At 73.1% G+C, this 23,329-nt stretch carries 15 protein-coding genes; all 15 read right to left on the bottom strand.

The annotated features are described in order from the left end of the window. Positions 1-746: 746 nt before the first annotated feature. Entirely contained in the window at positions 747-1,415 is a 669-nt protein-coding gene (locus EDD40_RS00445) for a GntR family transcriptional regulator (RefSeq protein WP_123741129.1), read from the bottom strand. A 113-nt stretch (positions 1,416-1,528) separates the two neighbouring features. After that, positions 1,529-2,530: a proline racemase family protein gene (locus EDD40_RS00440; RefSeq protein WP_123741128.1), complete on the bottom strand. Its 1,002-nt coding sequence runs from the start codon at positions 2,528-2,530 to the stop codon at positions 1,529-1,531. 1 nt (position 2,531) lies between these two features. After that, positions 2,532-3,464 carry a dihydrodipicolinate synthase family protein gene (locus tag EDD40_RS00435; protein ID WP_123741127.1) on the bottom strand — a complete coding sequence of 311 codons (933 nt, stop codon included), beginning with the start codon at positions 3,462-3,464 and terminating at the stop codon, positions 2,532-2,534. Then, a complete protein-coding gene (locus EDD40_RS00430; RefSeq protein ID WP_123741126.1) occupies positions 3,461-4,867 on the bottom strand; it encodes an FAD/NAD(P)-dependent oxidoreductase in 1,407 nt (468 codons plus the stop codon). Before EDD40_RS00430 ends, EDD40_RS00435 begins: the two co-directional genes overlap by 4 nt. Further along, the gene (locus EDD40_RS00425; protein WP_123741125.1) at positions 4,860-5,117 is read right to left on the bottom strand and encodes a 2Fe-2S iron-sulfur cluster-binding protein; all 258 of its coding nucleotides are present in this window, start codon (positions 5,115-5,117) and stop codon (positions 4,860-4,862) included. Before EDD40_RS00425 ends, EDD40_RS00430 begins: the two co-directional genes overlap by 8 nt. Further along, complete coding sequence (locus EDD40_RS00420) at positions 5,117-6,301, bottom strand: NAD(P)/FAD-dependent oxidoreductase (RefSeq protein ID WP_246037291.1); 1,185 nt, start codon at positions 6,299-6,301, stop codon at positions 5,117-5,119. The genes EDD40_RS00425 and EDD40_RS00420 overlap by 1 nt, the downstream gene beginning before the upstream one ends. A 69-nt stretch (positions 6,302-6,370) precedes the next feature. Continuing rightward, positions 6,371-7,402: a hypothetical protein gene (locus tag EDD40_RS00415; protein ID WP_123741124.1), complete on the bottom strand. Its 1,032-nt coding sequence runs from the start codon at positions 7,400-7,402 to the stop codon at positions 6,371-6,373. A gap of 64 nt (positions 7,403-7,466) precedes the next feature. Beyond that, on the bottom strand, positions 7,467-8,087 hold the full coding sequence (locus EDD40_RS00410) for a hypothetical protein (RefSeq protein WP_123741123.1): 621 nt from the start codon (positions 8,085-8,087) through the stop codon (positions 7,467-7,469). A gap of 20 nt (positions 8,088-8,107) precedes the next feature. After that, a complete protein-coding gene (locus tag EDD40_RS00405; protein ID WP_211348029.1) occupies positions 8,108-12,829 on the bottom strand; it encodes an Ig-like domain-containing protein in 4,722 nt (1,573 codons plus the stop codon). Between the two features lie 339 nt (positions 12,830-13,168). Next, the gene (locus EDD40_RS00400) at positions 13,169-14,155 is read right to left on the bottom strand and encodes a LacI family DNA-binding transcriptional regulator (protein ID WP_236594207.1); all 987 of its coding nucleotides are present in this window, start codon (positions 14,153-14,155) and stop codon (positions 13,169-13,171) included. Between the two features lie 171 nt (positions 14,156-14,326). Further along, on the bottom strand, positions 14,327-16,300 hold the full coding sequence (locus EDD40_RS00395) for a glycoside hydrolase family 127 protein (protein WP_246037280.1): 1,974 nt from the start codon (positions 16,298-16,300) through the stop codon (positions 14,327-14,329). A 2-nt stretch (positions 16,301-16,302) separates the two neighbouring features. Continuing rightward, positions 16,303-17,181, bottom strand: coding sequence for a carbohydrate ABC transporter permease (locus tag EDD40_RS00390; RefSeq protein WP_123741120.1), 879 nt, complete (start codon positions 17,179-17,181; stop codon positions 16,303-16,305). Beyond that, positions 17,181-18,131, bottom strand: a complete 951-nt coding sequence (locus EDD40_RS00385; protein WP_123741119.1) for a carbohydrate ABC transporter permease — start codon at positions 18,129-18,131, stop codon at positions 17,181-17,183. The genes EDD40_RS00390 and EDD40_RS00385 overlap by 1 nt, the downstream gene beginning before the upstream one ends. A gap of 65 nt (positions 18,132-18,196) precedes the next feature. Beyond that, a complete protein-coding gene (locus EDD40_RS00380; protein WP_123741118.1) occupies positions 18,197-19,510 on the bottom strand; it encodes an ABC transporter substrate-binding protein in 1,314 nt (437 codons plus the stop codon). Between the two features lie 93 nt (positions 19,511-19,603). Further along, the gene (locus EDD40_RS00375) at positions 19,604-22,951 is read right to left on the bottom strand and encodes a beta-L-arabinofuranosidase domain-containing protein (protein WP_211348028.1); all 3,348 of its coding nucleotides are present in this window, start codon (positions 22,949-22,951) and stop codon (positions 19,604-19,606) included. Positions 22,952-23,329: the final 378 nt, after the last annotated feature.

The following is a 23,329-nucleotide window of genomic DNA, read 5'->3' as shown; positions in this document are numbered from 1 at the left end:
AGGCGCACGCCGATACCGCACACCAGGTAGCGGCGGTGCTCCTGGCCCTCCGGGGCGAGCGCCGACCGGGGTGGGGCGGGTGACGTCGGCCGGGTGGAGGGAGCGGGTCTCCACGCCCATGTCCAGCAGCAGCGCGTCGCCGGGCCGCACCGGCCCGTCGCAGTGGACCCGGTGCAGGATCGGAGAGCACGGCGGGCAGCCGTTCCGGGTCGTCGCGGCCCGGTCGTCGTAGTCGGCCGCGGGCCGCACGGGCAGGTCCAGCGCGGTCGACCAGGCGGCGATCCCGGCTGACGGGCCGACCCACAGCTCGCCGTGGCGGCACTGGCGTGGAAGTCGCGCTCGCCGGGACGGGCCGGCGGGGTCAGGTGGACGAAGTCGCTGTCGGCGCGGAACGCGTAGTTCACGTCACCGGCGCGGCGCGGCGCGGGGCGTGGCCTGCGGCCGGGACGATGGTGCACTGCGGCAGCTCGGCGCTGAGCCGGGCGCGGTGCTCGGCGGCGGCGTCGACCGGGCCGGGACCTCGCGGTCGACCAGCCCTGCCCGATGCGGGCCAGGAAGCCCGGGGCTGTCGTCGCCAGGCGAGCGGCCGGTCAAGCAGGACGATCGAGCAGTGACGGCGATCACCTGAGGGGGACAGTAGTATGTCACACCTCATTGTTGGAGGTCTCGAAGCAGATTTCCGTCTGTGGTGGCGACGGAGCTCCGGACAGCACGACGGGCCCGCCGTGACGCCGGCGGGCCTGGTCTCAGTCCTCGGAGTTCCCGCTCCACCAGCCCAGCACGTGGCCGATGTGGTCGGTCAGCAGCGCTTCCGCTCCCCGCCCGTCCCTCGCCTCCAGCAGGTCGACCAGGCTGTGGTGCTCGGCCGCGGACCTGGCCAACTCGGTCGTGCCGACCATGCCGGCCAGCCCGACCATGCGGGTCTGCTGGCGCAGGTCCTTCACGATGGCGACGAGCCTGCGGTTGCCGTGCAGCTCCAGCAGCCGCAGGTGGAAGTCCAGGTCGGCGGCGAGGTAGGTGGCCAGGTCGGCCGCGGCGGCGGCGTCCACGATGGCCTGGGCCTTGAGCCGCAGCTCGGCCACCGTCGAGGGCTGCGTGGTCCTGGCGATCTCGCGCATCGGCGGCGCCTCCAGCTGCTGGCGCAGCCGCACGATCTCCCAGAGGTCCTGCTCGCTGACGTCGGTGATGCGGAAGCCCTTGTTGCGCACGACGTCGACGAACCCGCGCTTCTGCAGGGTGAGCATGGCCTCGCGGACCGGGGTGGCGGACACCCCGAAGCGGGCGGCCAGGGTCGGCGCGGTGACCAGGGTCCCCGGCGCCAGCTCGCCGGAGACGATGGCCGCGGCGACCGCGTCCTCCACCGTGCCGCGCAGGCTCGCGCCCGCGACCACCGGGCTGATGGTTGACGGACTCACCGGTACGGCCTCCCGCAGTCGTCGGGCGTGTGAGCCTTGCACTGCAATGTCACACGATGCCGACTTTACCGGTAGGAGGCTGACGAGCAGCGCACCCCGTGCCCGCGCCCGGATCAGAACTCGAAACCCGCCGGGTACGGGTCGGTCGGGTCGAGCAGGTACTGCCCGACCCCGGTGACCCAGGCGCGCCCGGTGATGGTCGGCACCACGGCGGGCCGCCCGCCGACGGTCGTCTCCCCCACCAGGCGGCCGGTGAACCGGCTGCCGATGAAGGACTCGTTGACGAAGTCCTGCTCCAGCGGCAGCTCGCCGCGCGCGTGCAGCTCGGCCATCCGCGCGGACGTGCCCGTCCCGCACGGCGAGCGGTCGAACCAGCCGGGGTGGATGGCCATCGCGTGCCGCGAGTGCCGCGCGTCCGAGCCGGGCGCGATGAACTCGACGTGGTGGCAGTGGTCGACGCCCTCGATCTCCGGGTGGCTCGGCGGCGCGGAGGCGTTGACGGCGTCCATGATCGCCAGTCCGGCGGCGAGGATCTCGCCCTTGCGGGCCCGGTCGAACGGCAGCCCCACCTCGGGGAGGTCGACCATCGCGTAGAAGTTGCCGCCGAACGCCAGGCTGTAGCGGACCGCGCCCAGCCCCGGCACGTCGACGACCTCGTCCAGCCGGTCGCAGTACGACGGGACGTTGCGCAGGGTCACGCTGTCGGCGTGCCCGTCGCGGACCGCCACCTCGGCCACCACCAGCCCGGCCGGGGTGTCCAGCCGGATCGTGGTCACCGGCTCGGTCACCTCGACCATGCCGGTCTCGACCAGGACCGTGGCGACGCCGATGGTGCCGTGCCCGCACATGGGCAGGCAGCCGGAGACCTCGATGTAGAGCACGCCGAAGTCCGCGTCGGGGCGCGTGGGCGGCTGCAGGACCGCGCCGCTCATCGCCGAGTGGCCGCGCGGTTCGTTGACCAGCAGGCGCCTCAGGTGGTCGAGGTGCTCGACGAAGTGCAGCCGCCGCTCGTTCATGGTGGCGCCGGGGATCACCCCGAAGCCGCCGGTCACCACCCGGGTCGGCATCCCCTCGGTGTGCGAGTCGACCGCGGAGAACATCCTCGACGCGCGCACCTCAGCCCACCTCGACCGCGCGCAGCGCCTCGACCCCGGCGACGGCCCGGCGCACGTCCGCGCGCACCAGTCCCACCTGCTCCGCGGTGAGCGGGCCGCGTGGCGGGCGGCACGGTCCGCCGTAGCGGCCGACCTCGTCCATGCCGAGCTTGACGGCCTGCACGAACTCGGTGCGCGAGTCCCAGCGGAACAGCGCGACGAGGTGCTTGTACAACTCCCTGGCCTCGGTGAGGCGGCCCGCGCGCAGGTGCTCGTAGAGGGCCACGCAGTCGGCGGGCAGGGCGTTGGGGAAGCCCGCGAACCAGCCGACGGCGCCGTCGGCCATCAACTCGAAGAGCACGTCGTCGGCGCCCACGACCACGTCGATGTCGCACAGCTCGGCGATCGCGAAGAGCCGGCGCACGTCGCCGCTGAACTCCTTGACGGCGGCCACGTTCGGCAGCGCGGCGATCTCGGCGACCAGGTCGGGCACCAGGTCGACCTTGGTGTCGACCGGGTTGTTGTAGACCATGATCGGCAGGCCGACCTCGTCGATCTTGGTGTAGTGCTCGACCACCTGCGCGCGGCTCGCCCGGTACAGGGTGGGAGGCAGGGCGAGCACGCCGTGGGCGCCGTCCTCGGCGGCCAGCTCCGCCCAGTGCCTGGCCTGGTGCCAGCCGGGGCCGTGCACGCCCGCCACGACGACGCCGCGGTCGCCCACCGCGTCGACGGCGACCCGCACCACCTGGCGGCGCTCGGCGTCGGTCAGCGAGGAGTACTCGCCGAGCGAGCCGTTGGGGCCGACGCCGTGGCAGCCGTTGGCCATCAGCCAGTCGCAGTGCTCGGCGAAGCGGTCGAAGTCGACCTCCAGACCGGCGGGCGCCGACGGGTTCTCCTTGAACGGCAGCGCGGTGGCGACGATGACCCCGCGCAGGGGAGCCGGTGCGGAACTCACGGGACGTCCTCTCGGTTGCCGGTGCGGTTGTGGTCGGCGAGCTCACCGAGGCGCACCGGTACGGCGATGGGGCGGTGGGCGGTGCGGCCGGGGTCGAGCACGCCGGTGAGCAGGTCCTCGACGGCCGGGCCGCAGGTGCGGCCCTGGCAGAGGCCGAGCCCCGCGCGGGTGGTCAGCTTGAGCGGGCGCAGGCCCTTCGAACCGGTCAGCTCGGCGGCTCGGCGCAGGGCTCCGGCGGTGACGTCCTCGCAGCGGCAGACCACGGTGGTGTCGTCCGCCCAGGACCGCCCGCCCGGCCCGACGGCGTGGGCGGCGGCGAGCCGGGTGGCGAACTCGCGGAAGACCGCGCGACGGCGCAGGGCGGCGGGCGCGGGTTCTCCCCCGGCGGCCGCGGCCCCGGCGACCAGGCCCTCGGCGAGCGCCAGGTCGACGCCGCCGATGCCGGTCAGCTCACCCGCCGTGAAGACGCCGGGCACGGAGGTGCGCTGCCGGTCGTCGACCTCGACGGCGCCGTCCTCGCCGAGCGCGCAGCCGGCCGAGATGGCCAGCTCGGCGCGCGGGACGAAGCCGTGGCCGACGCAGACCGCGTCGACCTCGACGCGCCGCTGCGTGCCGGGGACCGGGGACCAGTCGGGGGTCAGCCGGGCGACGGTGACGGCCTCGACGCGGTCGTCGCCGTGCGCGGCGACGACGGCCGCGCCCACCCGGTAGGGGATGCGGTGGGCGGCGAGGACCCGCAGGTAGCCGGCCAGCTCGGCGGCCTTGCCGCCGGTGGCGGCCAGTCGCCACGGCTTGGCGCCCCAGCCCCTGGCGAGCCGCGCGGCGCCGGCTGCCTCGACCACGCCGACGACGCGCGCGCCGACGCGGACCAGGCTCGACACGACGGGCAGCAGGAACGGGCCGGAGCCCGTGACGAGCACGCGTCGGCCCACGGCCACCCGGTCGCCCTTGGCCAGCGCCTGCGCGGCCCCCGCGGTGAAGACGCCGGGCAGGTCCCAGCCGGGGAACGGCAGGGTCCGCTCCTGCGCGCCGGTGGCGAGGACCAGCGCGGCGGGGTCGAAGGTGCGCGGCACGCGGGCCTGGCCGTCGACCTCGCCGATGACGGCGTGCACGAGCGGGGGCGCGCCGTCGCGGCGGTCGACGGACCAGACGTGGGCGTTCGTGACGACCTCGCACCGGGGGTCGCGCCGCAGGGCGCTCCGCAGGTCGAGGAAGCGCTGCCAGCCGTGGTGCCACCTCCCCTCGTCGGGGTCGACGTGCCGGGCGGGCGGGTGCCGCCAGTACTGGCCGCCGACGTCGTCGCCCGCTTCGAGCAGGACGACGTGCTCCGCGCCGTGCCGGCGGGCGGCGAGCGCGGCGGCCATCCCGGCGGGTCCGCCGCCGACCACCAGGACGTCAGGCACGGTCGTCTTCCTGGAGCTCGACGAGGTCGCCGTCGGCGGCACGACGTTGGCAGGCCCGCACGTCGCGCAGGCCGTTGACGGTGACGACGCAGTCGAAGCAGGTGCCGATGCCGCAGAACACCCCGCGCGGGCGGCCCGTGCGGGTGCGCCGCCAGGAGGTGCGGCCGGTGGCGAGCAGGAGCGCGGCGATGCTCTGCCCCGCCAGGCCCTCGACCGGGCTCCCGTCGACCTCGATGCGGACCCGCGTCATCAGGCGGCCCTTCCGAGGTGCGGGAGCAGGGTCGGGCGGTCGAGGCGGAACTCGGCGGCCGACGGGTCCTCGCCGTGCAGGACCTGGTCGCGCAGGATCTCCGCGGTGGCCAGGCTCAGGCCGATGCCCGCGCCCTCGTGACCGGTGGCGTGCCACAGGCCGGGCAGCCGGTGGTCGGGGCCGATGACGGGCAGGTGGTCGGGGACGAACGGGCGGAAGCCGCCGTAGGCGCGCATGACCTGGACGTCGGCGAGGAACGGGAACAGCAGCAGCGCCTTGGCGGCGAGCGCGGCGAGCACCCGGGCCTCGATCCGCTCGTCGAACCCGCGCCGCTCGCGGGAGGAGCCGATGAGGACGGTGCCCGCGGCCGTCGACTCGACCACGCTGGACACCTGCAGGTCGGCCGCGCCGGAGCCGACCGCGCCCACGTAGTCGGCGTCGTAGACCTTGTGCCCGACCCGCCGGGGCATCCGGGAGGTCACCAGCACGGTGCCCCGCCGGGGCGCGACCGGCAGCACGACCCCGAGGCGCTCGGCGACCGCGCCGGACCAGGGGCCGGCCGCGAGCACGACCGCGTCGGCGAGCAGCACGCCGTCGGTGGTGTCGACCCCGACGAGACCGCCCCGGCCGAGCACCGGCCCGGTGACCTCGACGCCCGGGCGCACCAGGGCACCGTGACGACGGGCGGCGGCGAGCAACGCCTCGGTGGCGATGACGGGCTGCACCTGCATGTCCTCGAGGTAGAGCACGGCGGCGGTGCGGTGCGGGGTGAGGTCCGGTTCGAGCTCGCGGACGCGGGCGTCGTCGACCGGCTCGGCTCGGACCCCGGCGGCCCGCTGGGCGTCGGCGAACCCCTCGAGGGCCGCGGCGCCCGCCTCGGTGGTGGCGACCACGAGACCGCCCTTGCGTTCCAGCTCCAGACCGGGGAAGCCCTCGGGCAGCTCGTCGCGCAGCTCGTCCTCGATGCGCAGCCAGGAGGCGAGCGAGCGCTGCGCGAGTCGGAGTTCCGCGCCGGGCTCCTTGTCGGAGACGAGCAGGTTCCCCTCACCGCCGGCGGAGGTGCCGCCGGCGGCGGGTCCGCGGTCCACGACGGTGACCGCGCAGCCCTCGCGGGCCAGCGCCCGGGCGATCGCCGCGCCGACGATCCCCGCCCCCACCACGACCACCCGAAGAGTAGCGGACACGCCAGTACCATGTCACATGGCGCTCACCTTGGGAAGCTTCCCGATCTTCCGCCCGTGTGCCGGACACCCTCAGGCGTTGGCCGCTTCGGCGCGCACCTCCTCGCGGGCGCGGGCGAGGAGGTGCTCGAGACGACGACGCCGGGCGCGGGTCCGGAACTTGGCGGCGACGACCACCAGCGCCGCGAGAGCCAGCAGGGCCGCTTGGGGCACGGGAAGCGCCCAGGTGGTGACGGTGACGGTCACCGGGGTCGCGTCGGGCAGGTCGGGACGGCCGTCGGCGGGGCCGGGGGTCACGGTGACGGTGGTGGTGACGCGGCCGAACGGCCAGGCCCTGGTGTCGCGGGTCTCGAACCGGCGGGTCCCGCCGGGGAGGACCTCGCGGGAGCGGGCGGTGCCCCGATCGGTCCACGTGGTGTCGGCGAAGAGGGTGGAGCTGGTCACGCCGATGTCGGCGGCGACGCGGACGTTCCCCTGGTTGGTGACGTCGTGCCGCAGGTGCACCGTGCCGGGGGCGAAGGGGTTCCAGGTCTGCTCGTAGGTGGCCTGCACGTCGGAGACGGCGAGGGCGGTGGTGACGTCGCCGGTGACCCTGATGGTGAAGCGCACCCCGACCCGGTTGCGCACCTTCACCTGGCCGGAGAGCGTGTCCAGCGACGCGGTGACGCCCGCCGGGTGGTCACCCGGCGTGGCGGTGGCCGGAGCGGTGACCACGACGGGGACGACGGTGGTGGCGCCGCCCTCGACGGTCACGGCGTCGGGCAGGGTGATCCAGGAGCCGCCGTCGACCGGGACGACCTCGGCCGAGCGCATGTCGAAGACGCCCGTGCCGGTGAGGTAGCCGTCGTTGGCGTCGAGGGCGAAGACCACGGGCCGGGGCGAGTGGTTGGTGACCGCGATGTGCTCGGTGACCCGCTGACCGGACCCCACTTCGAGGTCGACCACGCGGCGGCCGTCCGGCCCGTCCGCCGCGGCGGGGACGGCCGACCAGGTCACCTCCCCCGCGCCGGGCGGCGTCGGGGGTTGTCGCGCCGCGGCAGGGAGGACGGGGACGGCCAGCAGGACCGCGGCGACGCACAGCAGCACGCGGCGGAGGGTGGGCATCGGGTCCTCCGGGAGGAGCGCCGGGGTCCGGGACGCGGCAGCCGCGTCCCGGACCGGGTCGACTTCAGGACTGGTCGAACAGGGACAGGGTCAGCGTCGAGGTGTACTGGCCCGCGGCCACGTCGACCGGCGTGCGCAGCACCAGGTCCGCGTTGACGTCCCACGAGCCGGTCTCGTCCGCCGCGTTCGCCGTCGACACCAGCAGCTCCTGGCCGAGCAGGCCGACCGCCGGCGCGCCGGAGCCGTCGGCGACGACGCTGGAGACCGGTTCGCCAGCGGCCACCGAGCCGGTGGTCGTGTCGGAGAGCAGGCGCGGGCGCCAACCCAGGTGCTCCGCGCCGAACCCGGCGCCGCCGCCGGCGGGGGTGAACGCGCCGGCCTGGCCGACCACCGCCCAGAACGAGCCCGCCGGGAGGTCCGCCGGGTCACGGGTGTCGGTGACGGTGATCGTGGGTGTGACGCCGGTGAACTGCCGGGCCGAGGCGTTCGAGCCGTTCTCGGTCAGGGTCACGCCGTCGTTCGCCGCCACCGTCAGCGTGAGCGAGCCCGGGGTGCCCAGGTCCTCGATCACGACGTCGATGTCGATGCCCGGGTCGTCGGCCGCCGCCGGCTGGACGGCCGCCGCGCACAGCGCGACGCCCAGCGCCGAGGCCGCGAGCAGCCGGGTCGGGGTTGGTCTTCTCATCGTGGGTGCTCCTCGGGGGTTCAGCGGCAGGTGTGGGCGGGGTGCTGCGCGGTGATCCGCGCGGTGACCGGTCGGCCGTCGACGACACCGGTGGCGGTGACCGTCGCCGTCCCGGCGGGCACGGCGGTCAGGCGGGTGTTGAACGCCTGGTAGGCGGACCTGCCGGGAGCCACGTCGGCCGCGGTGCGCGTGCCCAGCTCCATGGTCAGCGGCACGTCGTCGTCGTTGCGGGCGGTGACCGACACGTACGCGTTGGCGCCGATGCACTGCGCACGCGCCTGGACGTGCACGTCCCAGGTCGCGCCGCCGTCGCCCACGACCAGCGTCAGCGTGGTCCGCGAGGTGCCGGCCCCGCCCACGTGGTCGGGCAGGACGAGGTCGCCGTCGAGCACGTACCGGCCCGGTGTGCCCACGACGGCCGGGTCGAAGTCCCAGCGGACGCCGACGGCCTGGTTGTCCCTGGAGCCGTCGTTGAACGAGACCTCGACCTCCTCCGGCAGGTGGGGCAGTTCCCCCACCGCGACGGTCCGCTCGAAGGACTGGGCGCTCTGGACGGTGATGCCGCCCGGCCCCATGTCGGGCCGCACGTACACCTTCGCCTCGGCGATGAGCCCGTAGGCGTCATTGGTGCCGTAGACGGTGAACGGGTCGGTGTTGGGCCCGGCCACCATCTCCGGGGTGATCGGCTGCCAGGTGAACGCCACCTCGCCGCGGGCGCCGCTCGCGTAGACCCCGTCCAGCTCGGCGGGCAGCGCCGGCGCCTGCCCCACCGTGGTGCGGACGAGCACCGGCGACGCCACCGACTCGACGGTCTCGCCGTTGGCGCGCCACCGCAGCACGCCCGTGCCCGCGCCTTCGCCCTGGACGCCCCAGACGCGCACGCGCAGGTGGCTCGCCGCGACCGGCTGGAAGGTGAACCGGTTGTAGGCGCCGACGGCCAGTCCCCCGGCGTAGGTGGAGCCGTCGGTCAACGTGACCGGGGTCCACGTGGTGCCGTCGTTCGAGGACTCGACGGCGTAGGTGGTGGCCGTCGGCCTGCGGGTGCCGCCGTTGTCGTCGTACCAGTAGAGGTCCGTCGAGGACAGCCGCACCGGCGAGGTCCACCGGTACTGGATCCACGCCTCCCGCTCGGGGCTGGGGCCGTTGCGGGTCTGGCCCCAGTTGCCCCAGCCGTTGCCCGCACCCGGGCTGGAGCTCGCCGGGGTGGTGCCCTCCTTGACCCGCTCGTGGTTCTCCCACGACGCGGTCCCGCTGGTGGTGACGGTCGCGGAGGCGCCGAACTCGGCGGTGACGTCCTTCTCCGCGAGGGTCGCCGCGACGGTGGCCTCCCGCCGTTCGACGCCGTCGTCGGCGAAGAACCGGAACTCGTAGTCGCCGGCGACCGTGCCGGTGACCCTGGTGGCGAGCGCGCCCGCGTCGGCGAAGATGACGCCCGCGCCGTCCGGCTTGGCGACGGTCTCCCAGCCGTAGGTCAGCTCGCTGTCGTACGGCACGCCGTCGTCGAGAGCCGTGCCGACCAACCGGGTGGACAGGTTGCCGTCCGCCGAGGCGTCCCGGGTCGCGGTGACCACCGGCGCCTGGTTGGCGACGTCCGGCACCTCCCGGCCCGAGTCGAACACCTGGATCTCGGAGATGGCGGTGTGGTGCCCCGGCGAGTCGGAGAACGCGACGCGCACCTTGCCCGCCGTGACGGTGTCGAACAGCGCCTCGTTGAACTTCGCCGAGGGCAGCGCCGGGTTCTTGAACTGGTCGGGCACCTCGTGCCAGCCGCCGTCGCCGTCGGGCAGCTGCACCCACCAGCGGGCCGGCTCCCGGTACCCACCGGCCTGGCGGTCGCTGACGAAGGTCACCTTGACGTTGTCGAACGACTTCGCCGCCCCGAGGTCGAGTTCGACGTAGCCGTTCTTCCCCGTGGCGCCGTGGTTGCCCCAGTAGGGCTCGTTGGCGGTGTTGCCGTCGGTCACCGCGGCCAGTGAGACCGGTCGCTCCAGCTCCTTGGTGGCGCCGGGGGTGTGGTTGATCGTGGACGCGCTCCAGCCCGGCGTGTGGAACTGCCGCCAGGGAGCGGGTCGCGCGCCCTGCTGGGTGTGGGAGCTGCTCAGCGCGGCGCCGGTGGCCAGGTTCGGGGCGTCCTCGGTGAGGTCGATGCCCGCCGTCTTCAGGTAGTCGACGACCCGGCCGTCCTGGATCCCGGTGTCCACCGCGCTGGGGAACTCGGCTCCGGTGGACGCGGTGAAGGTGACGGTCAGCCCGTCCTCGGCGACGACCTCGTTGGCGCCGGGGTCGTAGGTGAGCTTGCCGATCCGGTCGGTGCTGACCTTCTTCTCTCCGTTGAGGAACAGGCTGTAGCCCGCGCCCAGCCCGTACTCGGTGCCGTCCGGGTCCCACACCACGGTGACGTCCTGCCCGTGGTAGCGGAGGTTGTCGACCATGAAGTGGTCGTGGCCGAGGTCGATCGGCGACAGCTCCACCTTGTCGTCGGACCGCGGCTGCAGGCCCGCCACGTCCTCGATGAAGATGTAGTTCATGTTGCCGAGCATCACGTGGTACGGGTTGTTGCGGTTGTAGGTCTTCGTGGTCGCGTTCCAGTTCGAGTAGTACTCGGCCTGGTTCGCCACCCGCGCGTCACCGCCCGGGTAGATGCTCCACGCCATCCAGTCCAGCAGTCGCTTGGCGTAGGCCGGCTCGACGTACTTCCGCTCGGGGTCGTAGTGGCGCAGCGCCGACCGCACACCGCGGTACTGCACGGTGAAGTTGATGTTGGAGAAGTTGTTCGAGCCGCCGATGCCGTAGGCCGCGCGGTCGTACTGGTTGGCGGTGTAGAACGGGAAGATCGGGAAGTTGTCGCCGTAGGTCAGGAACCGGAACCCGTCGACGTACTTCTCCCACTGGTCGAAGGGGATCAGGTTCTGGGCGTAGACGTCGTAGAGGTTCGACTCCTTCGCCGGGATCAGGTCCCGCTCCGCCTCCGGCAGCGGGTTGGCCCGCCCGTTGGAGCTCGCCGCCGAGGTGGCGCCGTGCGAGGTGCCCGCGAGGAACATCCGCGTGTCCGGGCTCCACAGGCGGTTCAGGATCGCGTCGCGGACCCGGTCGGCCGACGCGCCGACCTGGTCGACCTTCGCCTGCTCGGCGCCCGCGATCCGGTACAGCTCGCGGGCCGCGTCGAACGCGCCCCACACGTACGCCGACTCGGGCCGCTCGATCGTCCGCGCGCCCGGCGCGCCCGCGCCGACCTTGGGGAAGCCGAAGGTGATGGCGTCGGAGTCGTTGCCGGGCATGTAGTTCGAGTCGTAGGCGATGAGGCCGTCGTCGTTGCCGTCGTAGTGCTCCAGCTGCCCGGTGCCGTCACCCTCGAAGTAGCGGGCGAACCGGTCGGCGATCTCCGCGCCGCCGCCGTGCACGTTGTAGGCCTCGAGGCCCGCCGTGCCGAGGTACTGCGAGTAGTGGTTGTTCCACGACGTGTGGCCCGGGCTGTCCAGGAACGCCGACGAGCCGGACAGCTCGCCGATGTTGAGGATCTGCCCGTACGGCAGGTACGGCGTGCGCAGCCACTTGGTGTCCTGGAGGTGCATGGGCTGCGTCAGCGCGATCGAGTTCTGGTAGAGGTGGGACCCCTCGACCGTGGTCGGGTACTGGTAGACGTGCCCGGCCGCGTCGGCGTCCAGGACGTTGTGCCGCTCGCCCCACCAGCGGTAGACGATCGCCTTCTCCACGGCGGGGTCGGGGACGTCGATGTAGGGGACGTCCTGCGCCCAGCGGCGGTTGAAGTCGGTGATGCCGGTGCGCACCGCGGTGGCCGGGGCCATCGCCGCGTACTCGCGGTACCTCTCGACGGTCTCCGGCAGCGTGGCCGAGGAGACCGCGCCGACCACCGACACCGAGACCGTGCCGCCCGCCGGGACGGTGACCTCGCGGTCGAGGTTGGCCCCGGCGCGGGTGAAGCCCGCGGCGCCCAGGTCGATCCTGACGCTGTCCCAGGGGGTGTCCACCAGGCCGTTGTTGGAGCCGCTGGTGATCGTGCGGGCGCCGGTGACCTCGTTCGCGCCCGTGCCCGGCAGGGTGGCCAGGGGCGAGGCCGCGCGGACGGTGAACGTGGCGGGCGCGCCGCCGGGGTTGGTGAAGGAGATCGCGGTGACCGCGACGTTGTCGTAGGTGATGAACTTGGTCAGGTCTGCGGTGACGCCGGTGGCGCCGACGGTGTAGCGGGACCTGGCGTGGCTCGGCGCGTTGAACCGGTTGGCGTTCACCTCGGCGACGGCCTGGCCCGGCACCGTGACGGTGTAGAGGTTCCCGAGGTTGGCGGGCCCGCCGACGAACGCGCTGCCCGCGAAGCCCATGGTGGTGAAGTTGGCGTTGTCGATCCCGCGCATGTGGAGGGTGCGGCCGCGGGTCATCAGGATCGGGGTGCCGAGGGTGCCGCTGACGCCCAGGACCCGGTCGAGGTAGTAGTCGGCGCCGCCCGCCGCGAGGTCCTTGTCGAAGATGGACTGGTGCAGGTTGCCCGCCGTGAACGGCACGCCGGGCGCCAGCTTCCGCTCGACCTCGTCGAGGTTGGTGTAGACCGGGTCGCCGATCTCCATCGCGTGGTCGCGCCCGTCGGTGTGGACCCCGACGTCGCCCTCGTTGCCCGGGAGGACGTGGTCGTCGGCGTGCGCGGTGGACGGCACGCCGACGACTCCTCCCGCGACCAGTGCGGTCAGGGCCGCCCAGAGGGGCGCCCTCCGCACACGACTGTGTCTCATGACGCTTCTTTCTCCTGTCGGTGGGGAACGGAGAAACCGCGAAGGAGCCCTGCGGAGACCGGTCGCGCATCGCCGGTCGGGGCAGGGTTTCGATGATCGGACCAGGCACGCCCACGAGGGACCGAAAACGTTTTCGGAAATTCTCGTTGTTCGTTTCCGCGCTGTCAACACTTGATTTCCGTTGTCACCAACCGAATCCGCGTGCTCACCGACGCGGGCGCCGATGTCGACGGGCACACGAGCGGACGGCGTTTTCGGTGCGGTGCGGCGGCCTGCCGGGTCGCGGGCACGCCGGACACCCCGGGCGCAACCGCCCGGGGTGGCGTCGACGGCGCGAGGTCAGCGCGGCGGGGCGACCCCGGTCGACTCGCGCAGGACCAGGCGGGTGGGCTGGCGCACGACACCGCGCGACGGGTTGCCGTCCAACGCGGCGAAGAGGTGGCGCACGGCGGACGCGCCGAGCCGCTCCAGGTTGACGTCCACCGTGGTCAGCGCCGGGCGGCTCTCGGCGGCGAACGCCTCCCAGTTGTCGTAGCCCACCACGGCGATGTCGTCGGGGATGTCCCGGCCCAGCTCGCGCAGCGCCTCGGTCACGCCGTAGGCGATCTGGTCGCTGCCGCAGAAGACGGCGTCCACGTCGGGGTGCGCGGCCAGCAGGCTCACCACGCCCTGCCGGCCCCACCGCTGCGACCACTGCCCGAAGCGCGGGCCGCCCACCAGCGGCAACCCCGCCTCCTCCAGCGCCTGCCCGAAGGCGGTCGCCCGGTCCTGCGCCGCCCGGTAGGACGCGTCGCCGCTGATGTGCGCGATCCGGCGCCTGCCCAGCGAGATCAGGTGCTCGGCGGCCAGGCGGGCGCCGCCGGCGTCGTCGGCGAGGATCGACACGTCGTCCGGGTCGTCGGACTCGCAGTAGACGTAGACCACCGGCACCGGGATCTCCTTGGACAGCGAGGGCCGGACCTCGTTGCCGTCGCCCAGCACGATGAAACCGTCCACCCGCCGGGCGATCAGCGTCCGGATGTAGTGCCTGCGGCGGATCGCGTCACCGCGCGCGTCGCAGAGCAGCACGCTCATCTGCTCGCTGCCCAGGGCGTTCTCCGCGCCGAGCAGGACCGGGATGGCGAACCGGGCGACCATCAGCTCGTCGGTCAGCAGGCCGACCGTGCGGGTCTGCCCGGAGATCAACCCCTGTGCCAGGACGTTGGGCTGGAACGACAGCTCCTCCGCCGCTTTCAGCACCCGCTCGCGGGTCGACGCGGCCACCTCGGCGCGGGCGTTGAGCGCCTTGGAGGCCGTCGCGAGCGACACCCCCGCCAGCTGCGCCACGTCCGCGAGTGTGACACCAGCATGCTGTCGAGCCACCGCTCTCCCCTTCCTGAAACCCCTTTCGGAAGGATACGCACAAGGCGTCGCACCCTCCCGCCGAACGCGAAGACCGCCCACGCCCGCCGGTGCCGCACCCGTGCGGCGCGGCGCGGCCGACGGCGGGACGACCGGTCAGATCGCGGGCAGCCAGACGCGCATCGTCGACGGCCCCCGATTCGCCCACTCGTGGTACGGCACCAGGGGCACGTCCTCGAACTCCGGCGCCCCGACCGGCGCCGGGTCGTGCCGGTAGGGCCACCCCGGCTCGGGCAGCGCCACCCGGGCGCAACGCACGACGACCCGCCCGTCGACCACCTCCGGCGGCACCGCCGGGTCGACGCGCAGGCGGTCGACGGCGTCGAGGCCGGGCACGTCCACCGACTCCACGGCGAGCACCAGCGGACCTCGTTCCACCGCCACGCACCCGCGCACCGCGTCGATCCTCGGGTCCGGGTGGGTGAACCGCGGCGCCATCGGCAGGCTCAGCACGACCTCGTCGCCACGCCGCCAGGTGCGCCGCTCGGCGACCGTGCCGGGCGCCACCGGCCTGGTCGTCCCGCCCGCGGTCAGCGTCGCGCCGTCGCGCGCCCAGGCCGGCACCCGCAGGGACAGGGTCCAGGGCCGCTCGTCGTCGCTGTCCACGCGCACCCGGACCTCGCCGTCCGCCGGGTACCGCGTGGTCACGACCAGGCGGACGCCCCGGCCGCCGGGGAGCCGGCCCTCCACGGTGCCCTCGGCGTACTGGTGCAGCTGGACGCCCTCGTCGTCCGACGTGGCCACGTAGGCGGCCAGCGAGGCGAGGGTGCGGGCGAGGTTGGTCGGGCAGCAGGACACCTCGAACCACGGCGCCCGCAGCGACGACGAGGCGCGCGGGCTGGGCTCGTCCGCCGCCGGCACCGCGCCGAGCTCCCGGCGGTGCAGGGTGTTGGTGTAGAAGAACGCGCGACCGTCGGCGGACGGCGAGGTCGAGACCACGTTGAACAGCGTCCGTTCGATGAGGTCGGCGTAGGCCGGGTCGCCCTCGGCCAGCAGCAGCCGCCACGCGAGCATCACCGAGCCGATGCCCGCGCACGTCTCGGAGTAGGCGCGGTCCGGCGGCAGCGCGAAGTCCTCGGCGAACGCCTCGTCCTGGTGCCGCGCCCCCATGCCTCCGGTGAGGTACGTGCGCGCGGCCACCGTGTGCCGCCACTGCCGGGCGACCGCGGCGAGCAGCGCGTCGTCGCCGGTCTCGTCGGCCAGGTCCACCTGTCCCGCGGCGAGGTAGACCGCCCGCACGGCGTGGCCGCGGAACACGTGCGCGTCGCGCGCCGGGACGTCGTCCTGGAAGTACTCTCGGCCGAACTCGATCTCGTCGAGCACGTGGTGGCCACGGCGCTCGACGAAGAGCCGCGCCTGCTCCAGGTACCGCCGCTCGCCGGTGACCCGGTACAGCTCCACCAGGGCGGACTCGATCTCCGGGTGCCCGTCGACGGTGCCCCGCCCGTCCGGCCCGAACTCCGCGCACACCAGGTCGGCGGCCCGGCGCGCGACCCGCACCAGCAGGTCGTCCGGGTGGCCGGTGCGGGCCCGGGCGACCGCGGCCTGGACCAGGTGCCCGACGCAGTACAGCTCGTGGCCCATCTCCAGGTCCGACCACCGCGGCCCCTGGCCGGGTCTGCCGAACTTCGTGTTGAGGTAGCCGTCGGGTTCCTGCGCGGCGGCGACCCTGGCCACGATCTCGTGGAACCGGTCCTCCAGCTCCGGGTCCGGCTCGCGGCCCAGCTCCCAGGCCATCGCCTCCAGCAGCTTGTAGACCTCGCTGTCGGAGAACTCGCGGCCGCGCCGGTCGGCGGGCAGCCGGCCCGCGCGGGCGGCGTCGAAGTTGCCCAGCCACCCGGTCCGCTCCACCCAGTGCTCGACGTGCGGCAGGACCGCCCGCCGGTTGCGCTCCTGGAACTCGCCCCAGTGCCCGCCGGTGAGCCGGACGTCCCGGGTGCCGAGCGGCCTCAGCCGCGCGCGGCTCGGGACCACCGGGCGGCCCCGGGTCGGGGTGCCGTGCGCCGGGGGCTCGTGCGCCCCGGTGTCCTGCATGTGCGCCTCGTCGAGGCCAACGGTCTCAGAAGTCATCATCAGCCTTTGAACGCGCCGGACATGAACCCGCGGACGTACTGCCGCTGGAGGACCAGGAAGAGGAAGACGCAGGGCACGGCCAGCACGACCACGCCCGCCTCGGTGGCGCCGTAGTCGATGACGCCCATCACCTGCTGGCGGAGGTTGGCGACCGCCAGCGGCAGCGGCACCTTGTCCGAGTCGCTGATCAGCACCAGCGGGGTGATGAAGTCGTTCCACGCCGCCAGGAAGGCGAACAGGGCGACCGTCACCAGCCCCGGTCGCACGGCGGGCAGCAGCACGCGCCGCAGGGCCGCGAAGGTGCCGCAGCCGTCGACGAACGCGGCCTCCTCCAGTTCCTTGGGCAGCGCCTCGAAGGAGACGCGCATCATGAACGTGGCGAACGGCAGCTGGAACATCGTCAGCACCAGCGCCAGGCCGACCAGCGAGTTCTGCAACCCCAACCGGTTGAGCAGCACGTAGAGCGGGATGAGCAGGGTGGCGTAGGGGACCATGAGGATCGCCAGCGTCACCAGGAACAGCAGGTTCTTGCCGGGGAAGTCGAACCGGGCGAACGCGAAGCCGCCCAGCAGGGAGATGGTGACCGTGAAGAGCACCGTGAGCCCGGAGACGATCGCGCTGTTGAGCAGGTACTGCCAGATCCCCGCCTGGTAGTCCACGAGCGTGCCGTAGTTGGCGAAGCCCCAGCCGTCGGTCTGCGCCGTGCCCGCCTGCGGTGCCACCGACGCGACCGCCGCCCACACCATCGGGAACAGGAACAGCAGGGCCAGAGCGCCCGTCAGGACGTAGTACGGCGTGCGCACGACGAAGCCGGGCAGCGAGGTGCCCCGGCCGTCGCGCGCCGGCCGGACCGGGCGGGTGTCGAGCGTGGTGGCCATCAGGCGTCCCTCCCCCGCAGCCAGCGGAACTGCCCGAGGTTGACCACCAGCAGCGCGGCCAGCACGATGATCGACAGGGCGGCGGCGAGCCCGAGGTCGTTGCCGCCCTGGAAGGCCGCGTTGTAGATCAGCTGGACGATGGTCATCGTGCCGTTCTCCGGTCCGCCCTTGGTGAGGATGTAGAACTGGTCGAACGCCAGCAGCGACCCGGTGACGCACAGGATCGTGCACATCGCCAGCGACGACCGCAGCAGCGGCAGCGTGATCCTGGTGAACCGCTGCCACCGGTTGCACCCGTCCAGCTCGGCGGCCTCGTAGAGGTCGGTGGAGATGCCCTGCAGCGCCACGAGCAGCAGCAGCATGTAGAAACCGGCGAAGCGCCAGACGATCAGGCCGACCGTCGACCACAGCGCGGCGTCGGGGGTGCCCAGGAACGAGATCGGCCCGTCGGCCGGCCCGACGTCGCGCAGCACCTCGCCGAACGGGCCGCTCTGCGGCGAGTAGAGCGCGTAGAACAGCAGCGACGCGGAGGCCAGGCCCAGCGCGCTGGGCACCAGCACCGCCGTGCGCAGGAAGCCCGTCCACCGGGTCGACTCCTGCACCAGCAGCGCCAGGCCCAGCGACAGCCCGATCAGGATGACGGTCGTGATCAGCGTGTACTTCACGGTGAACCGGACCGCGGGCCAGAACAGCCGCAGGTCGACGGCGTCGACGAAGTTCTCCGGGAGGTTGACCCCCCGGTTGCCCGCGAACAGGCCCCAGTCCGAGATCGACATCTGCCCGACGAGCAGGACGGGCACGGCGAAGAACAGGGTCACGAACAGCGCGGTCGGCGCGGCGTAGGCCCAGCCGGTCAACCGCCGGCGGGACTTGGCGGAACGGCGGCGCGCCGGCGCGGGCGCGATCTGGTCCGGTGGACGGGTGGGCACTTGATTGAGGGAGGTGGGCATCGCATCCTCGACTCTGTGGGGACGGCGGGAGGGGCGCCTGCCGGGTCAGGCGCCACGTGCTCGGCCTACTGGCCCAGCGCCTCCGAGACCGCGGCGTTGTCCGCCGCCAGGCTGCCCGCGTCCCCGAACACCTGGTTGCGCAGCAGCGTCACCCAGGGGCTGCCGGCGGCGTTGAACGCCTGCTGGAAGTTCACCGCCGTCGGCGTCCGGCTGTCCGCGGCCGCGGCGACCTCGTTGATGGCCAGCAGACGGGGGTCGTCGCGGGTGTGCTCGTTGTCGGCGAGGTCGGACCGCGCGACCGAGCTGTTGTTGGCCGCCAGGACGCCGACCTGCGCCTCCTCGGACATCAGCCAGGACAGGAAGTTCCACGCCTGCGCGGCCTTCTTGGAGTCCTTGGAGATGCCGATCCCGTCGCCACCGAGGAAGGTGGAGCCGCCGCCGTCGACGCCGGGGATCGGCGCCACGCCCACGTCGACGGTCTTGTCCGCCGTGGCCAGCAGGGTCGCCGGGTACGGCATCACCCCGATCTTGCCCTGCTGGAACGCCGCCACCCAGGTGGCGCCCGTCTCGTCCCGGCTGGCCGGGTCGACCGCGCCGGCGGCCCACAGGTCGCGCCAGGTGCCGTAGAGCTGCTTGGCCGACGGGCTGTCCAGGCCGCTCTTGGCGCCGCCGTCGAGCAGCGGGTCGTCACCGGAGGCCCACATCGTGGGGAACCAGGTGAAGACGTTGCAGCCGCCGCAGTTGCCGCCGAAGGAGGTGCCGTAGACGCCTTCCCTGTCCAACCGCTGCACGGCCTTGGCGTGCTCCGCGAACTCCGCGAGCGTCGCGGGGCCCTTCTCCGGGTCGAGCCCGGCCTCCTGGTAGAGCGCCTTGTTCCAGAACATCACCGACAGGTCGAGCACGAACGGCAGGACGTGCTGCTTGCCGTCGCGGGTGCCCGCGCCGAGGTGCCCCTTGTTGATCTTGTCGGCGTGCGGCAGCTGCTTGATCTGCTCGGTGACGTCGGAGAACAGCCCCGCCTCGGTCCAGTTCGGGACGTAGACGATGTCGGCGGCGAACAGGTCCGGCAGGTCGCCGCTGCCCGCGGCGGCGCCGACGCGGGAGACGTAGTCGTCGTTCGGGGTGATGGTCAGCTCGACCTTGTTCTTGTGCGTCTTGTTGTAGGCCTCGACCAGCAGGTTGGCCTGGAACTCCAGCGGAGCCCGGGTCCACAGGGTCAGCGTGGCGCCGTCGTCGACCCCCTCGACACCGCCCGCCGAGATCTCGCTCGCGGGTCCGTTGTCCGCACCGCCGCAGGCGGTGAGCGCGGCCGTGGTGACGATGGCCGCTGCGACGGCGACGAGACGCCGTTGTCGGCCGCGCGTTCGCGTCCTGATCATGGGTTGCTCTCCTGGTGTGTCGACTGTCTTCGGTGACTGTCGGGAAAGGTGTCCGGCTCGGGGTGCTTCGGGTCCCTCGGTTCCGGCGGCAGCTCAGGCGTAGGTCGCCGTGAACTCCTCCGTCACCGCCTCGCCGTCGACGCTGCCCGTCGCCTTGACGGTGACGGAGCCCGCGGCGACCGACTCGGCCCGGGTGTTGAAGGACTGGTAGGCCGACTTGCCCGGGGCGACGTCCGCGACCGTCCGCGACCCGTACGCCGTCGTGATCTCGGCGGTGAGGGGCACCTCGCCGGTGTTGACCGCGGTGACGAAGACGTACGCGTTGGCGCCGATGCGCCGGGTGCCCGCCTCGACGCGGACGTCGAAGCGGGTGGTCGACAGCTCGCGGGCGGCGGAGGCCGCCTTGGCCACGACCACGTCCCGCTCGGTCCCGGTGAACGTGCCCGCGGTGACGAAGGCGTCGGCGAGCGCGGTGGCCGCGGCGACGAACCGGCCGTGGTCGGCGAACGGCGCCTGGTCCCAGAGCAGGTCCAGGAACGTCGGGCCGTCGGCTCCCGGCGAGGTGATGCCCTCGACCGGGACGTCGTAGTGCGGCAGGCCGTCGTCGCGCTTGCGATTGGGCACGCCGGTGTCGATGGAGCCGAACACCACCGTCGGCTCCACCCGGCGGAAGTACGACGACGCGGGCTGCTCGTCGCTGATGTAGTACGGCCGCAGCGCGAGCCCGCCCGTGGTGAACGTCGGGTCGCCGCCCGCCGTGGCCGCGCCCGCCTTGATCGCCGCGCGGCCGTAGTCGCCGTCCCGCTTGAGGTGCCGGTACAGCGACAGCTCCCGGAACGCACCGCCACCCGGGTCGCCCATGATCTGCAGCAGCACCGGGCCCCAGAACACCGCCTGGGTGTCGGGGCGGTCGAGGGCCCGCTCGATCCGGACGCTGAACGGCATCCGGATCTCCACCACGTCACCGCGCTGCCACTCGCGGCTCAGCGTCACGTAGGTGCCCGGCCGCGCGTCGAGGTCCTGCCGCCACCCGTTGACGGTGACGGTGAACCCGCGCCGGGCCCAGGCGGGCACCCGCAGCTCGAGGTCCAGCCTGCCGACGCCGTCGATCGTGAGCGTCGTGCGGTCCTCGCGCGGGAAGGTGGTCCGCTGCGTGACGGTGAAGCCCTTCTCGGCCCAGTCGAGCGTGGCGGGCGCGTACAGGTTGACCCACAGCGCGCTGTCGTCCGAGGAGCGGAAGAACACCGTCTCCTGGTACTTCGTGTGGTTCTCCAGGCCGGTGCCGCCGCAGCACGTCCCGGTGTTGCCGTAGCTGCGCGTGGCGCCCGGCCCGACCGGCTGGAAGTAGGTCACCTGCGGGTCGGTGGTCCGCGTGGTGTCGGCCCGCGACCCGGCGATCATGTTGAGCAGACCGCGCTCGTAGTAGTCCATGTAGGCCGGGTCGTGCTCGTGCAGGAACAGGTTGCGGGACAGCTTGAGGAGGTTGTACGTCGTGCAGGTCTCCGCGCCGCTCGTGGCGACGGCGTTGGCGACGTTGCCCCGGTTCTGGAACAGCTCCAGGTTGTTGTTGGAACCGGGGTAGTTCCCGCCGACGCCGCCGTGGGCGAACATGCGGTGCGGAACGGCCATGCCGAAGAAGTTCTTCGCGGCGGTGAAGTACTCCTGGCCGCCGCCCCGCTCGTAGACGCTGAGGTAGCCGATGAACTGCGGCAGGTGGGTGTTGGCGTGCAGCCGCTCGGGGCGGCGGCGGCCGGGGCGGTCCCGCGGGGTGACGACGAGGATGTCCCGGTCCTGCACGCACGCGTCGAACAGCGACTCGCGGTTGTCGAAGCACTTGGCGGTCACCAGGTGCTTCGGGTCGCCGGTGAGGTGCCCGATCTCCGGGAACACCTCGTTCGCGCCGCCGAACTCGCCGCCGATGTAGAGGTCCCACATGTAGTTGAGGTCGTCGCGGGTCAGCGGGCCTTCGTAGTCCGGGTGGTTCTTGTCGCCGACGGTCAACGCGAGGTGCGCCCAGTCGGCCATCTTCGTGACGACGTCGAGGGCTTGGGCGTTGTCGGCGTGGTAGTGCGCGTCGAGCAGGCCGCGCATGATCTTGTGCTGCGTGTACCAGGGCGCCCACGTGTTCGTCCGGGCGTTGCCGCCGTAGACCGCCCAGCGCGGCGGCCCGAGGCGCAGCACCGCGTCCTCCGGGATCGCGCCGAGGTAACCGGGGAAGGTCGGGACCCAGTCCGCGGTCCCCTCGGAGGTGGCGGCCACGACGCCGGCGTCGCGGTTGTTCGGCGAGGCGTCTTCCAGGGTCGTGCCGCCGGTCTCGTCGAACCGGTACCACGCGATGCTGCCGCCGCCCGTGGTCCCGGCCGGGGAGTCCGCCAGGGACCGCAGCTCGTCCTCGGTCAGCGCCCGGTCGAAGACGTGGAACTCGTCGACCGTCGCGTCCAGGTAGGGGTCGCCGTACTGCGATCGCCCGATCCACCGGTTCCCGGGGTTGCCCAGGTGCGACGGGTTGAGCGTCATGTTCGCGTTGCGGCCGACCGGCCTGCCGTCGACGTGGAGGACGCCGGTCGTGCCCGCCAGCGTCACCGCGAGGTGCACCCACTGGTTGGTGGGCAACGCCGAGGTGCCGTCGATGCGCTGCTCACCACCCGAGCCGCCGGTGGTGATGGCGAAGCGCGGCACGTTCCCGGCGACGCCCGCGCGCGGGGTCAGGAACATGTTGACGGTGCTGTTCTGGCCGAAGTCGAACAGCCTGCTCCAGTCGGTGGGCGAGGCGAGGTTGACCCAGGTGGCGATGGTGAAGTCGGTGAGCTGGTTGATCGTCTCCTGCGGCAGCGTGCAGTACTGCGCCTTGCTCGGCCCGTTGAGCCTCAGGCCGCTGCCGAACCGGCCGGCCACCCGACCGATGGGTGGCGCGGGCTCGTCGCCGCCGCCCGGCGCCGAGTCCATGCGCGCGGTGATCGCCGCCTGGCAGGCGGCCAGCTCCGCGACCATCCAGTCCAGCTTGTCCTTGTAGACGGCTTCTTCCCCGTCGGCGTAGGCCTGGGCGAGCGCGGTCAGGTAGTGCCCGGCCCAGTGGCCGCTGAGCAGCCCCCCGTCCTCCCAGCCACCCGGCACGGCCACACCGGGCGGGTTCGGCCTGCCCGCCTGGTTGTTGAACAGCACGAGGAAGCGCTTCTCGTCGTAAGCCCGCAGGAACGCCTTCACCCGGTCCCGCTTCTCGCTCAGCAGACCGGCGCCCAACCGCACGTCGCGCAGCGGGAACGGCCGCACGGGCGCCGTCCCACCCGGACCGGCCTGGGGTGGCAGTACCGCCCTGGGCGCGGCGGCGGCCGCCTGCGGGCCCAGCAGTCCTCCACCGGCGACGGCGGCGGCGCCGGCGCCGGCCATGGAGGCGTGCAGGAACAGGCGGCGGTTGAACGGGAACTCGGCGGATTCGGCCACTGGGGAGCGTCCTCTCTCGCGAAGGGGGTCGTGCGTGTCTTGCGGCCGGGCGCGCTGCGCGGATCGGCGGCTGCGGAGTCCGGCGCGCCCGACGCGGTGCCGGGCTGTCGGGCGTTCGGCGGCCACCGCCCTTCGGGATGACACCGTTCGAAATCCTTTTCGGGGATGGTGGCAACTCACCGCACCGATGTCAACGGTGTGTTTTTGCAGGCCGAAGCGTTATGGCGACACTCAGGAGCACAGCCGGACCGGTCGCCGAGCCGAAAACTTTCGACATGGACGCTGATCTGCGCAAAGACCGACCGGCCGCAGGCCGTGGGCCGGTCACCGCGGGAGGTCGTGCGGCATCGCGCGCCGGGCGGGCGAGTCGAGCTGGGC

The organism is Saccharothrix texasensis, assembly GCF_003752005.1.
Lineage (GTDB): Bacteria > Actinomycetota > Actinomycetes > Mycobacteriales > Pseudonocardiaceae > Actinosynnema > Actinosynnema texasense.
This window is presented reverse-complemented; position numbering and strand designations above follow the sequence as displayed.